Annotated in this window: 10 protein-coding genes; 7 read left to right on the top strand and 3 right to left on the bottom strand. The window is 67.3% G+C overall.

Features of this window, described 5'->3' with window-relative positions:
- The 6 genes from SX1_RS23600 to SX1_RS20395 form a co-directional block, all read left to right on the top strand.
- On the top strand, nt 1-1287 hold a 1287-nt coding region (locus SX1_RS23600), incomplete at its 5' end, for an SUMF1/EgtB/PvdO family nonheme iron enzyme (protein WP_026149997.1).
- A 61-nt stretch (nt 1288-1348) separates the two neighbouring features.
- The gene (locus tag SX1_RS20415; protein ID WP_026149996.1) at nt 1349-2263 is read left to right on the top strand and encodes a hypothetical protein; all 915 of its coding nucleotides are present in this window, start codon (nt 1349-1351) and stop codon (nt 2261-2263) included.
- A 26-nt stretch (nt 2264-2289) separates the two neighbouring features.
- Nucleotides 2290-3834 carry a C1 family peptidase gene (locus SX1_RS20410; RefSeq protein ID WP_019054575.1) on the top strand — a complete coding sequence of 515 codons (1545 nt, stop codon included), beginning with the start codon at nt 2290-2292 and terminating at the stop codon, nt 3832-3834.
- Nucleotides 3835-3842: 8 nt separating this feature from the next.
- Nucleotides 3843-5954: a RyR domain-containing protein gene (locus SX1_RS20405; protein WP_019054574.1), complete on the top strand. Its 2112-nt coding sequence runs from the start codon at nt 3843-3845 to the stop codon at nt 5952-5954.
- Complete coding sequence (locus SX1_RS20400) at nt 5942-6709, top strand: ABC transporter permease (RefSeq protein WP_019054573.1); 768 nt, start codon at nt 5942-5944, stop codon at nt 6707-6709. The genes SX1_RS20405 and SX1_RS20400 overlap by 13 nt, the downstream gene beginning before the upstream one ends.
- Nucleotides 6706-7362 carry an ATP-binding cassette domain-containing protein gene (locus SX1_RS20395; protein ID WP_019054572.1) on the top strand — a complete coding sequence of 219 codons (657 nt, stop codon included), beginning with the start codon at nt 6706-6708 and terminating at the stop codon, nt 7360-7362. The genes SX1_RS20400 and SX1_RS20395 overlap by 4 nt, the downstream gene beginning before the upstream one ends.
- An 88-nt stretch (nt 7363-7450) precedes the next feature.
- On the opposite strand, the gene SX1_RS20390 is transcribed toward SX1_RS20395, so the two are convergent.
- Genes SX1_RS20390 through SX1_RS20380 form a run of 3 tightly spaced genes read right to left on the bottom strand, consistent with a single transcriptional unit; the run spans nt 7451 to nt 12667 of the window.
- The gene (locus SX1_RS20390; RefSeq protein ID WP_019054571.1) at nt 7451-8044 is read right to left on the bottom strand and encodes an ABC-type transport auxiliary lipoprotein family protein; all 594 of its coding nucleotides are present in this window, start codon (nt 8042-8044) and stop codon (nt 7451-7453) included.
- Nucleotides 8041-9036 (bottom strand): MlaD family protein, encoded by a 996-nt coding sequence (locus SX1_RS20385; protein ID WP_019054570.1) that lies wholly within the window; start codon nt 9034-9036, stop codon nt 8041-8043. Before SX1_RS20385 ends, SX1_RS20390 begins: the two co-directional genes overlap by 4 nt.
- A gap of 46 nt (nt 9037-9082) precedes the next feature.
- Nucleotides 9083-12667 carry a hydantoinase B/oxoprolinase family protein gene (locus tag SX1_RS20380; RefSeq protein WP_026149995.1) on the bottom strand — a complete coding sequence of 1195 codons (3585 nt, stop codon included), beginning with the start codon at nt 12665-12667 and terminating at the stop codon, nt 9083-9085.
- A 103-nt stretch (nt 12668-12770) separates the two neighbouring features.
- Here SX1_RS20380 and SX1_RS20375 point away from each other — a divergent pair.
- Nucleotides 12771-13500: CHASE3 domain-containing protein (locus SX1_RS20375; protein WP_019054568.1), on the top strand; the 730-nt coding region annotated here is incomplete at its 3' end.

Raw genomic sequence — 13500 nt, 5'->3', positions numbered from 1 at the left:
AGCCATTTTTCCGGCCATGGCGCGGCGCTGGGCAGCTATGGCGACGTCATGCTGCTGCCGGTGGATGCCGGGCGCGATGTGACGGCGGAAACGGCGACGCTGACCCGCGCGGCGCTGACCCGCAACCTGCTGGGGTCCGGCGCCAAAACGATGCTGATCGTACTGGACATGTGCCGGAACGTGCTGGCCGCGCCGCCGCCGTCACTGGCGCAGATGATCGCCGACCAGACCGGGGTCGAAACGAGCGCCGTGGGTGAACTGGCCGGGAGCAAAGGTCTGCGCCGCATGGTGCGCGCGCCCGCCGCCGCGATCCGGCCCGATCAGGGTTATCTGGTCGCCTTTTCCACCAGCGCGGACCAGTTCGCGTTCGACGACGGTATCTTTTCCAAGGTGCTGGCCGAGGAAATCCGCCGCCCGCAGCAGAATATCGCCGACGCCCTGAAGCGCGTGTCCGATCGGGTCGCGCTGTCATCTGGCAAGAATTTCCAGAAGCCGACCTTCGACTATGGCCTGCAAGGCGCGCCGCCCTGCTTCATTTCGTGCGACCGGGCCGCGAATGACCGCTTCTATGATTGCGCCAACTGCCCATGGATGCGCGCCATCCCCGCCGGCACCACGCCGTTCGGGTCGCCAGCGTCGGAACCGGGGCGCGGCAGCGACGAGCCGGTGCAGGCCGATGTGCGGATCGAACGGCCCTTTGCGATCGGCGTATATGAAGTGACGATCGCGGAATGGAATGGCTGCGTGCGCGACAATGCCTGCGCGAAGCTGGGCAATTGGGCAAAGGAAAATCCCAACCCGCTGATCCCCGCGACCGACATCAGTTATGAGGATGCGCAGGCGTTCCTGGCTTGGCTGACCGTCAAGTCAGGCCGCACCTATCGCCTGCCGACAGAGGCGGAATGGGAATATGCCAGCCGGGGCGGCGCGCCGACCGCTTTCCCCTGGGGCGACGATATTGCGCCGAGTCAGGCCAATTATGACCATACCGCCCGCTATCGCGGATCGGACACCGCGCCCTATCGCGGTTATCCCGAAAGCGTGAACGCCTATCCCGCCAATGCCCTGGGCCTCAATCAGATGCAGGGCAATGTGTGGGAATGGACATCGGGCTGCACCGACCAGTCGTGCCGGATGCGGGTGATCCGGGGCGGATCGTTCGAAAGCGCGCCCGATGCGCTGCGATCGGCCAACCGTTTCACCGTGCCGCCGACGAAGCGACGGCAGGATGCAGGGCTGCGGGTCGTGCGGGATCTGGACCCGGACGAGATATTCGCCGCGTCCTGACAATTTTTCATGTGGGTTTGGCACCGGACGGGGAAACCGGTGCCGCAAAGGGGGTAAGAGAATGAGAATATATCTGGCGACGGCAGCGCTGATCGCGATTGTGCCGGGGATGGCGCAGGCCGCGCCCTATCTGGCGACGGTGGGCAGTCCCAACAGTCTGCAACATAGCGCGGTATCGACGGCGCTGAACCTGAATGACCTGGACTATGATGACGATCCGGACACGCCGGGTTTCGACATGGAGGGGGATGCCGACACGATCGGCGCGGCGATCACCTATTGGGGCGCCTATGGCAATGAAGGCCAGCGCTATGAGCTGCGCTATCAAAAGGCGCTGCGGCCATTCGAGGGCAGCCGCGCCCGCGTGCTGATCGACCCGGTGCTGAACGTCCTGCACGTCAACAATGGCGCGACTGCGACGATGGGGACGCTGTCCACCGGGATCGAGATACCGGTCCAGCCCAACTGGCTGATCACCCCGCGTGTCGCCTATGGCGTGACCGACGCGGGCGCCTTTTTCGGATCGACCAGCAGCGACCTCATTACCCTGTCGGCCAGCAGCCGCTACAAGTTCGCACAGGTCGGGCGCGGCGACCTGACCATCGGCAATATGATCGGCTGGTCGACCACCACCGATTGGGGGCTGGGGCGCGATCCCGCCTTCTATCTGAAGGAAAATGTCTTCACCTTCCGCAACGGGCTCGCCTATCAATTGCCGTTCAAGGGACGGATGTTCGGCGGGCGACAGGGATCGCTGCGCGCCAGCTATACCTGGACGAAGCTGACCGACGATCCGCAATCCTATGAAAATGTGCATGAGGCGGCGCTGAGCATCGGCGTGCGTACCCGCGAAGCCGAGCAGAAGAGCAAGGCGGAGCAACTGCGCATCGGCCTGATCTACACCCATGGCACGAGCAGCTTTTCGCATGATTTCGATTATGACGCGGTGACGCTGACCATCGGCTATCGCTTCTAGAACCAGAATTTCGGGAGGAACGGGTGATGACACGTCGTTTCGTCACATGGGGCGGTCCGGCATTGCTGGCGCTCTGTGCCGCGGGATCGTCCGCGCAGCAGGGCAATGACAGCCAGTTCATGACCGGTGCTGAACCCGTTTCTCCCGAAGATTATGCCAAGCTGCCCAAACAGGGGCGGTTCCGCGCCTATCTGCCCAAGCGGGTGGACCTGTCCAATGCCTATCCTCCGCCCGGATCGCAGGGACCGCAGCCCAATTGCGTCGCATGGGCGACCACCTATGCCGCGCGCACCTTCCTGAATTTCCGCGACAAGGCGGTGCAGCCGGCCACCCCTGCCGATCAGATGAGCCCGGCCTATGTCTATAACAGGCTGCGTCCGGCCGGATCGCCATGCGCGGGGACGATCAGCATCGTCCAGGCACTGACATTGCTCAAGAATGAGGGGACGGTCAGCCTGGCCGACTTTCCCGACGACATGACCAAATGCGCGATCCCCGCGCCCGAAGCGCTGAAGGCCAAGGCGGGCAATTACCGCCTGCTCGACTGGCGCGCGGTCGATCGTGAAGTCAAGGACGACTGGCGCACGCCGATCATCCTGGACGATGTGAAGGGTGCACTGGCGCGCGGCGCGCCGGTGATATTCGCCATGCCGGTTTCTGCCGATTTCAAGGCCCATCGCGGCGATGGCATCTACAGTCGCGCGGAAAAGCCCGAACATGCCAGTTATCACGCCATGGCGATCGTGGGCTATGATGAGGAGCGGCAGGCGCTGCGCATCATGAACAGCTGGGGCCCGATCTGGGGTGACAAGGGCTATGCCTGGATCGACTATGAAACCTTCCGGCTGCTGACGGGCGAAGCCTATTCACTCGAAGCGCCGGTCGTGCCGGTCGCGCCCGGTGCGCCGACGCCAGCGCCCAAGAGCGCGGCGCAGATCCTGCGCGAACAGGCCGCCGCCATGCCATGCGGCGGCATCAGCGTGAAAGGCGGCGCGGTATCGGGCTTTTCCGGCGACCTGAACGCCATTGCGGCGCTGCGCGAGGCGGCGTCGAAGGCGGACCCGAATGCGAAGTTCGCGGTGCGCCATCTGCCATGGCCGCAATGCGAGGCGGCGCTGACTCTGGCGGCGCCGCTGGCCCGCGCGGGAACGCGGATCGCGGCGCTGACCGAGGCGGGCGTGCCGCGGGACGGCGATCCGGTGACGATGAAGGAGAATGAGATTTTCGGCGTCAGCGCCACCACCACGGCGGCGCGGCCCTATATCAGCATCATCTACCTCCAGGCCGACGGCAGCGCGGTGGAACTGCATCGCGGCCATCCCGAACCCGACGGCAAGGGGGTACGGCAGGTGATGATCGGCCTATCCAAAACCGCGCAGCGCTATGCGGTCGCCCCACCCTTCGGCCCGGAGATGATCGTCGCGCTGGCGTCCGACAAGCCGCTGTTTGGCGATGATGAAGCGATCAATGGCACCGAACGGCAATTTTTGACGCGGTTGCGCGCCAAGCTGGTCGGCCAGTCCGGCGACGGCGTGTCCGCCGCCTTCGTCCGCCTGCATACCAGCAACTGATCCTGGCGATGCACTGGCGCAAGGGAGCAGGGCGACCGCCCGTCGCGCCGATCGTGCGGTTCGGGGCGCTGGGGATCGCCTTTCTGCTGGGCATATGGGGTTTTTCCCAGGCCTGTGAGCAGGCGGGCATCGCCTCTACCCTGCCGCAGGATGCACTCCGGTCGCTAGGGTTGGTAGTCGGCCATTTCCCGCAGGTGCTGGAGGACCGCGACCTGCCCGTCGCGCTGCATATCGCGCGCTGGGCGCTGCCGCTGCTGACTGTCTGGTCCATGGCCGCGCTGGCGTGGACGCAGATACGCAATCCCTGGCGGCTGGCGCTTGTCCGGGCGCGCGGCGACCATCTGGTGATTTCCGGCGACGCCGATAGCGAACTGGCCGCGCGGGCGGCACTCGGCGCGCTGAACGAAGGGCGGCGGGTGCTGCTGTGGCCACGCGATCGACGCGCCGGCTGGGTCACCGACGCGATCGAAGTTGGGGCAGCGGAGGTCGAGCAGGCAGCGACGGACGAAAGCGTGCAGGCGCTGGCGCTGGACAAGGCGCGGGCGGCGATGCTGCTGAGCCGCGAGGCGCGAACCAACATTGCGCTGGCCGCCGTCCTGATGGCTGAGGCGGCGCGGGTACGCGCCGCCGGTGATCCGCTGGACGTGATCCTGCGCGTCGATGATCTGGACCTGCGACGCAGCGTCGAGCAGCGATTCGAGCAGGGCGACCGCAAGACGGCGCGGGTGCGGATGGCGGCGCTGCCGGACATCGGCGCGCGACAGCTGGCGCTGGCCCGCCCGATCGACGCTTTTGCCCGCGCGGGACAGGCGGGGCGCGGGGTGCTGGTCATCGGGTTCACGCCGCTGATCGAACGTTATGTGCTTCGTACGCTGGCGGGCGGTCATTATCGCGATGGCGGCAAGCCGGGCTTCGTCATTCATCTGGCCGATGCGGCGAAGGCCGAAGCGGGTTTCCGGGCGCGCAATCCGGGCGCAGACACACTGTCACCGTTGCGTTTTGTCGAGGCACGCGCCGACCCGGCGGGGATTGGCGCGCTGATCGACCAGCATGTCGCGGCACATGGGGAACCCGTCGCGATCCTGATCGATGCGGGCGGCGACGATCGGACGCTGGCGATCGCGCTGGCGGTCGATGCACGCTATCGAACCGCTGCGCTGGTCGCACCGCCGATCCATGCGCGCATGGATAGCGGGTATGACGCGCGGCTGGGCGCAGGAATATTGCCGTTCGGGGCGCTGGCCGATCTGGCCGATCCCGACATGCTGTTGCAGGACCGGCATGACGTGCTGGCGCGGTCGATCCATGACTTCTATCTGGAGGGACGCTTTGCCGAAGGCGAGCGGATCGGTGTGCGCGCGTCGATGCAGGAGTGGGACGATCTGCCCGAATCCTTTCGCGACGATAACCGGCTGGTCGCCGACTGTTATAGCCTGAAGCTGCGCGACATCGGCGCGCGGCTGGTGGAAGGGAGCGGGCCGTCACTGGTGCTGACGCCCGACGAGCTGGAGGAATTGTCACGCGCCGAACATGATCGCTGGATGGCGGCCAAGCTGGTGCAGGGCTGGACATTCGGGGCAGCGCGCGACGATGCCAAGCGGCTGCACCCCGACATCATTCCCTATGACGAGTTGAGCGAGGCGATCAAGGATCTGGACCGGGAGCAGGTGCGGATCATCGCGCGGTTGCTGGGCGCGTCGGGGCGGAGGGCCTTGCGGGTGCTGCGCGTGGCCATCCTGCCCGGCGGCGATGGCGCCTGCCCCGATCCGGGCGCGCTGCTGACGGCGCTGTACGCGCAATATCCCGACCGGGTGCCATTGTTCGCGGGCGATCTGGCCGATGGCTGGGCGCGCGCGATGATGGGCGCGCTGCATCAGCGGGGACATTTGGTCCAGTTGCTGCTGAACGCCCATGTCCAGGCGATCATCGACAGGCTGGACGGTGCGGATGCGCGGATGGCGGTAGCGCTGGTGCGCGCGGCGGACAGCCTATACGCGACGACCGATCCGGGGGACATGCCCGATGCGCAACTGGTCCTGACGCCCGGCCCGATCGAGGATGATCGCGCCGTGCAACTGGGCGGCGACGGCACGATCGTTCGGGCACCATGGGCACGTTGAGGGGCAGCCGCAAGATCGTCGCCGCGGTGGGTGCGGGACTGTGGCTGATCGGGCGCGCGGCGCGCGGCATGGCGCGGCGGCTGGTGGCGGGCGACCGGCTGGCGCAGCGACAACTGGCCGATAGCTTGCCGCTGCATGTGTGGCGCCCCTTGCGCACCCTGCTGCCGCTCGCCGCGCTGGCGGGGATGATCGCCGGGATCGGCGCAGCGCGGCTGCTGGCATTGTACAATGCGCAGATTCCGGTCCAGTCGGCGCTGGCCGAAACGCTGCTGCGCGACATCGTGCCGCTGCTGGTCGGGCTGTTCGCGTCGGGCAGCGTGTCGGTGGCGCTGTCATCGCGGCTGGGCGCAATGTCGCTCAACCGGGAGATTGACGCGCTGGAGGCGCTGGGGCGCGATCCGGTCGGCCATGCCCTGGGTCCGGCGCTGGTTGCGGTATTGCTGTCGGTGCCGATCCATATGATGCTTGCCGGTCTGGCGGCGCTGGTCGGCTGTGCGCTGCCGCTGCGGTTGATAGCCAATATCGGCTGGGCGCAGTGGGCGGGCTTCGCCTTTTCCCATGAGGCGGCGGGCGCGATGCTGACCGGCATGGCCAAGGTGCTGGTCTATGCGCTGATCGCCTTTGGCGTGGGCGGCGCGGTGGGGGCAAGGCCCGTGCGGTCCCCCGCCGACATTGGCCGTCGCGCGACCACGGCCTTTACCGCCGGGTTGCTGGGAATTTTTGCCGCAGCGGTCCTGTGGACAGCCCTGGCATGAGCGAGATGCTGGCATTTGAGGGCGTCAGTCTGGTGCTGGGCGGCGCGCGGGTACTGGACCGGATCGACCTGCACATCGGCGCGGGTGAGCGGGTCGCCATCGTGGGGGAGAGCGGCGCGGGCAAGGGCTGGCTGTTGCGGCTGGCGGTCGGGTTGGCGGAACCGGGCAGCGGCATGGTGCGGCTGATGGGGATCGCGCTGGACGAGGCCGATACCGACCAACGCCGCTTGCTGCGCGCCCGATGCGGATTGGCGATGCAGGGCGGGTCGTTGCTGGGCGACCTGACCGTCGAGGAGAATATGCGGCTGGCGCTGGGGCGCATGGGCGGACGCGACGCGCGAGCAAGGCGGCGGATCGATCGGCTGCTGCTGGAATATGGGCTGGAGCAGGCGGCGGACATCCGCGCCGACATGCTGTCCATCGGCGAACGGCGGCGGGCGGAACTGGCACGGGCCTTCATGCGCGACCCGGATCTGGTGATTTTGGACGAGCCGTTCGAGGGCGCCTATGCGCGCGGCGCGGCGCTGGAGGAACAGGTGCGACGGCGGACTGTGCCGCATGGTCGCGCGCTGCTGCTGCTGACACAGGATGCAGCGCTGGCGGAACGATTGTGCGAGCGTGTCTATCGGCTGGAGGCGGGGCGGTTGATATGAGCCAAGCACTATGTGTTCCCGCGCAGGCGGGAACCCAGTTCAAAGGGTGGGACTGGGTTCCCGCCTGCGCGGGAACACATAATGTTGTTCAACAGGAAGCAGTAGTAACCCTGCCCGACACGGCATCCTCGACAAAGGCCGCGACCGCCTGTTCGATCGCGCCCTGAAACGCGGCGGCGCGCGCCGTGCCTGCCGCCGAGGTGATCGGCTGGGTCGCGCAATAGCGGCCGGTCCAGACCGCCTTGCCCTGCGCCACTTGCGTCACGTCGAAGGCGATAACGGCTTGCGCTGTGCCCGCGCCGGTCACTTCCTCGAACCGGTCGAGCGTGGCGACGATACGGCGTTCGGCAGCCAGCGACAGGTCCGGCCCGGTGACGGCGGCAAAGCGGGTGCGCAGCCCGGCGACCAGCGCGCGGGCAAGCATGGTGGCGGGCGGTTCTTCCCAGAACAGGGTCGCGGCCTGGCGGATTTCGCCGGGCGTGGCGGCATCGACATAGGCATAGCGCAGCCCGCCGCTCAAGCCCCGTGCCTGCACCGGCGCGACGGCAAGGGTGGGCGCGGGCTGGAGCGGGCCGACGGCAAAGCGCGGGGAGACCCGCATGGTGACGGGGGCGTCCCCGCCTTTCAGCGCAGCGCAGGCCGCGAGCGTGAGAAGCAGGAGGATCGAGGCGAGGCGGATCATTTCTTTCCTCCCGGCGGTGGCGGATCGGCGTAGCGCTGGCCCCGGATCGCGAAGGTCGGATCGCCCGCCAGCCGCTCGCTGAGATTTCCAAGGCTGGCGCTGGTGCGTTCCAGATTGGCGCTGGTGGCGATCAGCGAGGCGGATGCCCCTTCGAGGATCATCCGTGCCTCGCTGGCGCTGCCCTTCCCTTCCGCCAGCAACCCGGCGATGCTGGTCTGGTTCTGCGCCACCATCGCCTGGGTTTCGCGCAATATGCCGTTGAGCGCAGCGACGTCGATTTCGGATGCGCGCCCGGTCGCCTTGCGGACATGGGAGAGGGTGAGCGCGATGTCACCCTGCCCCGGCCTGAAGCTGCGGTCGAGTTGGGTGCTGAGCGAGTTGAGCGCCGCCAGCGTTTCCGTCGCGTTGCGGGCGACCTTTGCCATATCGACCGCGCTGCCCGATCCGTCGCCCTGCAACATCGTGGAAAGCCGCTGCGCCATGGCGTTGGCGGTGCGGGCGACGGCAGCGGCTTCGCCGATCGCGACTGATGCGGTTTCGAACAGGTCGGCGGGGCGGCGGCATCCGGCGATGGCGTCTGCGCGCTGTGGCCCGGCGACAGGATCACAGCCATAGGCGCGGCGGGCGTTGGCGCATTGGGCAGTCGCGGTTTCCAGCGCGACCAGTTCGATGCGCGGGGCCGTCAGCGGATTGGCGGCGGCGACGGTGGCAAAGGCGCAGGGGGATGGCCGCCAGTCCTTCGCCACGCCCATATGGACCGCGAAGGTGCGGCTGGGGCCGTCCAGTTCGACCGAGCGGACCTGCCCGATCGGCGCGCCGCGAAAATAGACCTGCACGCCGGGGGAAACGCCCTCCACATCGTCGAGCGTCGTGGCGATCACCCGCTGGCGGAAGAAGGGATCGGGGACCAGCGCGAGGATCGCGACCAGCGCCACGGCGAGGATCGCGGCCCCGACGCCCCATCTGATCTGCGTTGCTGCGTCCGGCGTCATTCACCCCTCCCCCTGCCTGTGACAACAGCCCCGCGCGGGGCTGTTGTCAAGCGGGATCGGAAGTGCCGAAGCCGCCGCCACCGGGGGTTTCGATGACGAATATGTCGCCTGCCCGCATGGCCGCTGTGGCGGTGGGGCCGAGCGGTTCGACGCCCCCGTCCGCCCGTTCGATCGCATTGCGGCCGGGACGGCCCGGCGCGCCGCCTGCAAGGCCGAAGGGCGGGACGGTGCGGCGGTTGGACAGGATGCCGGCGGTCATATCCTCCAGAAAGCGGATGCGGCGCAGCGCGCCGTCGCCGCCGCGATGCACGCCCTGCCCGCCGGAGCCGGGCCGGATCGAAAATTCCTCCAGCAAGACAGGGAAGCGGGTTTCGAGGATTTCGGGATCGGTAAGGCGGCTGTTGGTCATATGGGTCTGGACCACCGGCGCGCCATCGAAGTCGGGGCCAGCGCCCGAACCCCCGGCGATGGTTTCATAATATTGGTGCCGGGCATTGCCGAAAGTGAGGTTGTTCATCGTCCCCTGTGCGCCCGCCATGACACCCAGAGCGCCAAACAGCGCGTCGGTGACGACCTGGCTGGTTTCGACATTGCCCGCGACCACGGCGGCGGGATGGCGGGGACGGAGCATCGAGCCTTCAGGGACGATGATGGTGATGGGCTTCAAACAGCCGTCATTCATCGGCACCGCTTCGTCGATCAGGGTGCGCACGACGTAGAGGACGGCGGCGCGGACGACCGAAGCGGGGGCGTTGAAATTGCCGGGAAGCTGGGCTGACGATCCGGTGAAATCGACCGTGGCCGATCCGGTGCCCTGATCAAGCTGAACAGTGACCTGAACAATCGCACCATTGTCCATCGCATAGGTGAAATGGCCGTCGGACAGGCGACCGATAAGGCGGCGTACCGCGGATTCGGCCTGATCCTGCACATGGCCCATATAGGCGGCGACAGTGGCCGCGCCATAATCGTTACTTATCCGTAACAATTCCTGACTGCCGCGTGCGCAGGCAGCGATCTGGGCCGTGAGATCGGCGATATTCTGGTCGATATTGCGCGCAGGCCATGGCCCCGACGCCAGCAGCGCGCGCATGTCGGATTCGCAAAATGTGCCGCGATCGACCAGCAGCACATTGTCGAGGATGACGCCTTCCTCCTCGACCGAAACACTGCCGGGCGGCATCGATCCGGGGGTGATGCCGCCAATGTCGGCATGATGGCCGCGCGCCGCGACATAATAGGCCGGGGCGTCGCCGCCGACGAATACGGGCATGACCACGGTGACATCGGGCAGATGGGTGCCGCCATCATAGGGGGCGTTGAGAACATAGACGTCGCCCGGCTGCATCCCGCGCCCGTCGATCGGCATCCCGTCCGGGCCGATGCCGCGCCGCGCCATGATCGTACGGATACTGTCGCCCATGCTGCCCAGATGGACGGGCATATGCGGGGCGTTGGCGACCAGATTGCCCGCCGCGTCGAACAGGGCGCAGGAGAAATCGAGCCGTTCGCGGATATTGACCGAAGAGGCGCTGTTCTGGAGCGCCGCGCCCATTTCCTCCGCAATGGCCATGAAGAGGCCGCCCATGACTTCAAGCCGGACGGGATCGACCGCGCTGGCGTCCCCGCTCTGCGGCGCGGGGCGCGGGGCATGGCGGGTGAGGATGATATTGCCGATGGCGTCAAGCCGTGCGCGCCAGCCCGGTTCGACGGCGGTCGTGGACACAGGGTCGATGATGAGCGCGGGACCGTCGATGATGCTGGCAAGGGCCAGGCCCGCCCGGTCATGGACCGGCGCGGCTTCGCCCGCATAATCGACATGGGCGAGCGGCGGTGCTGGTTGCGCGGCGATGGCGGCGATGTCGGTCATCGCTTCGCTCGCCCCGGCAATCGCCTCGACACGGGTCATGTCGATGAGGATGCGCCCCTGCCCGGCGAACCCGAACCGGGCGTTGTGCTGGGTCAGGAAATCCGCGCGCATGGTGTCGATGTCCGCCAGGGGGACGTCGAACAGGCTGTCCGTGCCCTCATAGCGCAGCCGCAGCAGCGTTTCGATCCGGTCGGCCTGGGGCAGGTCGGCGCGGGCGTCGGCGGCCAGGGCCGTCAGTGCTGCATCGAGGTCCGCCATGGTCTGCGCGTCCAGCGGCAGCGCCAGCGTGCGTTCGCGCACCGCGCGACGATCGGCCAGGCCCATGCCATAGGCCGACAGCACTCCGCCCAGCGGATGGATCATCACCCGGTCCATGCCGAGCGCATCGGCGACCAGACAGGCATGTTGCCCCCCTGCCCCGCCAAAGCTGGCAAGCGTGTAGCGCGTCACGTCATGGCCCCGCGCGACCGAGATGCGCTTGATCGCATTGGCCATGCTGGCGACGGCGACGGCAATGAAGCCCTGAGCGGCGTCGCGCACGCTCAGGGTTTGGCCGGTTTCCGCCTGCACCTGCGCGCAGATGGCGGCGATGCGCGCCCGCGCCGCATCGGCATCGAGCGGCTGGTCGCCATTCGGGCCGAACAGGCTGGGAAAATGATCGGGCTGGATCTTGCCGAGCAGCAGGTTGCAGTCGGTGACGGTGAGCGGTCCGCCGCGCCGGTAACAGGCCGGTCCCGGCACCGCGCCCGCCGATTCCGGCCCGACGCGGAAGCGACCATCGACGAAGCTGCAGATCGATCCGCCGCCCGCCGCGATGGTGTGGATACGCATCATCGGCGCGCGCAGCCGCACACCGGCCACCTGTGCCTCATTGTCGCGCTCATAGGCACCGGCATAATGGGACACGTCGGTCGAGGTGCCGCCCATGTCGAAGCCGATCACCGCGCGAAAACCGGCCTGTTCCGCGGTCCGGGCCAGGCCGACGATGCCGCCCGCCGGGCCGGACAGGATCGCATCCTTGCCCCGGAACAGCGTGCCGTCGATCAGGCCGCCGCTCGATTGCATGAACAGCATGTCGGCCCGATCGCCCAGCGCATCGCGCAGCCCGTCGACATAGGCGCGCAGCACGGGCGAAAGATAGGCGTCGGCCAATGTGGTGTCGCCGCGCCCGATCAGCTTGATGAGCGGCGCGACATCATGGCTGGTCGAAATCTGGGTAAAGCCGATTTCGGCGGCGATCGCTGCGATCGCCTGTTCGTGCGCGGGATAGCGATAGCCATGCATCAACACGATGGCGATCGCGCGCAGGCCGCCGTCATAGGCCGATTGCAACGCCGCGCGGGCGGCGTCCCGGTCCAGCGCGGTCAGGACCATGCCATCTGCCATGACCCGTTCGTCCATCTCCGCCACCTGCGCATGAAGCGGGTCGGGCAGGATGATGTGGCGCGCGAACAGGTCTGGCCGGTCCTGATAGCCGATGCGTAACGCGTCGCAAAAACCGCGCGTGATGGCGAGCAGGGTCGGCTCGCCCTTGCGCTCCAGCAGGGCGTTGGTGGCGATGGTGGTGCCGATCCGCAGGCGACAGGGCGGGATCGGCCCTTCCCCTACCCCCGTCAGTCGGCGCACCGCCTCTACCGCCGCGTCGGCATAGCGTTCCGGGTCGCTGGACAGCAGTTTGGCGGTGTGCAGCCGCCCATCGGGGCCGCGCGCCACCACATCGGTGAAAGTACCGCCGCGATCGATCCAGAATTGCCAGTGCATGGCGCGGGTGATGGCGCGATGCTGGCGCGATGGCAAGGCTTTGGGATTGCACGCTTTGCATTGGGGCTTGCCCTGCGCGCAGCATTTAACCATGAAAGGCGCCATGCCTGCCATCCGCCCCGAACGGTCGATCATCCTGTTATTGCTGGCAATGCTGGTCGTCATGATGGCGGTGACCGGTACATTCTGGCTGTATCGCAGCCAGCAGGCGAGCGCCAATTGGGTCGCACATACGTTGCGGGTGGAAAGCCGACTGTCGGCGATGATGGTGCAGGTCCAGGCGGCGGAAAGCAGCCAGCGCGGCTATTTGCTGACCGGACGGCCCGAATTTCTGGACAGCTATAATGGATTCGATCGCCAGTGGCGCAGGGATTTGGCGACGCTAAGCCAGGATGTGAGAGACAATCCCGTGCAGGCGCAAGCGGTCGACGGGCTGGATGATCTGATCGCGCGGCGCAGCGCCTATCTGGAACGAGCGATAGCCCGCAAGCGGGCGGGGCTTCCCATCGACCCCAGCATTTTTACGCGCGGCCAGATATTGATGGCGGGCATCCGGGCACGGATCGCCACGATGAAGGCGCGCGAGGAAGCGTTGTTGCGCGATCGCACGGCGAACAATGACCGGCTGAGCATTTTGGTGTCCGGCGGCCTTGCGGTCAGCGCTGCGCTGGCCATTTTGCTGGGCCTGATGGCGCTGCGCACCGCGCAGCGGCGCATGGGCGAAGCGGTCGCGCATGGGCGGGAACTGGAACAGGCCAATGAACGGCTGATCACCGAGGCGCAGGAGCGCGAAGCCGCCGAAGCGCAGTTGCGCCAGATGCAGAAGATGGGCT

This window comes from Sphingobium xenophagum NBRC 107872 (genome assembly GCF_000367345.1).
In the GTDB taxonomy this organism is placed as follows: Bacteria; Pseudomonadota; Alphaproteobacteria; order Sphingomonadales; family Sphingomonadaceae; genus Sphingobium; species Sphingobium xenophagum.
This window is presented reverse-complemented; position numbering and strand designations above follow the sequence as displayed.

Excerpts from the sequence above, each read along its gene's own strand:
- SX1_RS20415 (WP_026149996.1), top strand. The coding sequence starts at position 1,349 with ATGAGAATATATCTGGCGACGGCAGCGCTGATCGCGATTGTGCCGGGG.
- SX1_RS20410 (WP_019054575.1), top strand. The coding sequence starts at position 2,290 with ATGACACGTCGTTTCGTCACATGGGGCGGTCCGGCATTGCTGGCGCTC.
- SX1_RS20405 (WP_019054574.1), top strand. The coding sequence starts at position 3,843 with ATGCACTGGCGCAAGGGAGCAGGGCGACCGCCCGTCGCGCCGATCGTG.
- SX1_RS20400 (WP_019054573.1), top strand. The coding sequence starts at position 5,942 with ATGGGCACGTTGAGGGGCAGCCGCAAGATCGTCGCCGCGGTGGGTGCG.
- SX1_RS20395 (WP_019054572.1), top strand. The coding sequence starts at position 6,706 with ATGAGCGAGATGCTGGCATTTGAGGGCGTCAGTCTGGTGCTGGGCGGC.
- SX1_RS20390 (WP_019054571.1), bottom strand. The coding sequence starts at position 8,044 with ATGATCCGCCTCGCCTCGATCCTCCTGCTTCTCACGCTCGCGGCCTGC.
- SX1_RS20385 (WP_019054570.1), bottom strand. The coding sequence starts at position 9,036 with ATGACGCCGGACGCAGCAACGCAGATCAGATGGGGCGTCGGGGCCGCG.
- SX1_RS20380 (WP_026149995.1), bottom strand. The coding sequence starts at position 12,667 with ATGCACTGGCAATTCTGGATCGATCGCGGCGGTACTTTCACCGATGTG.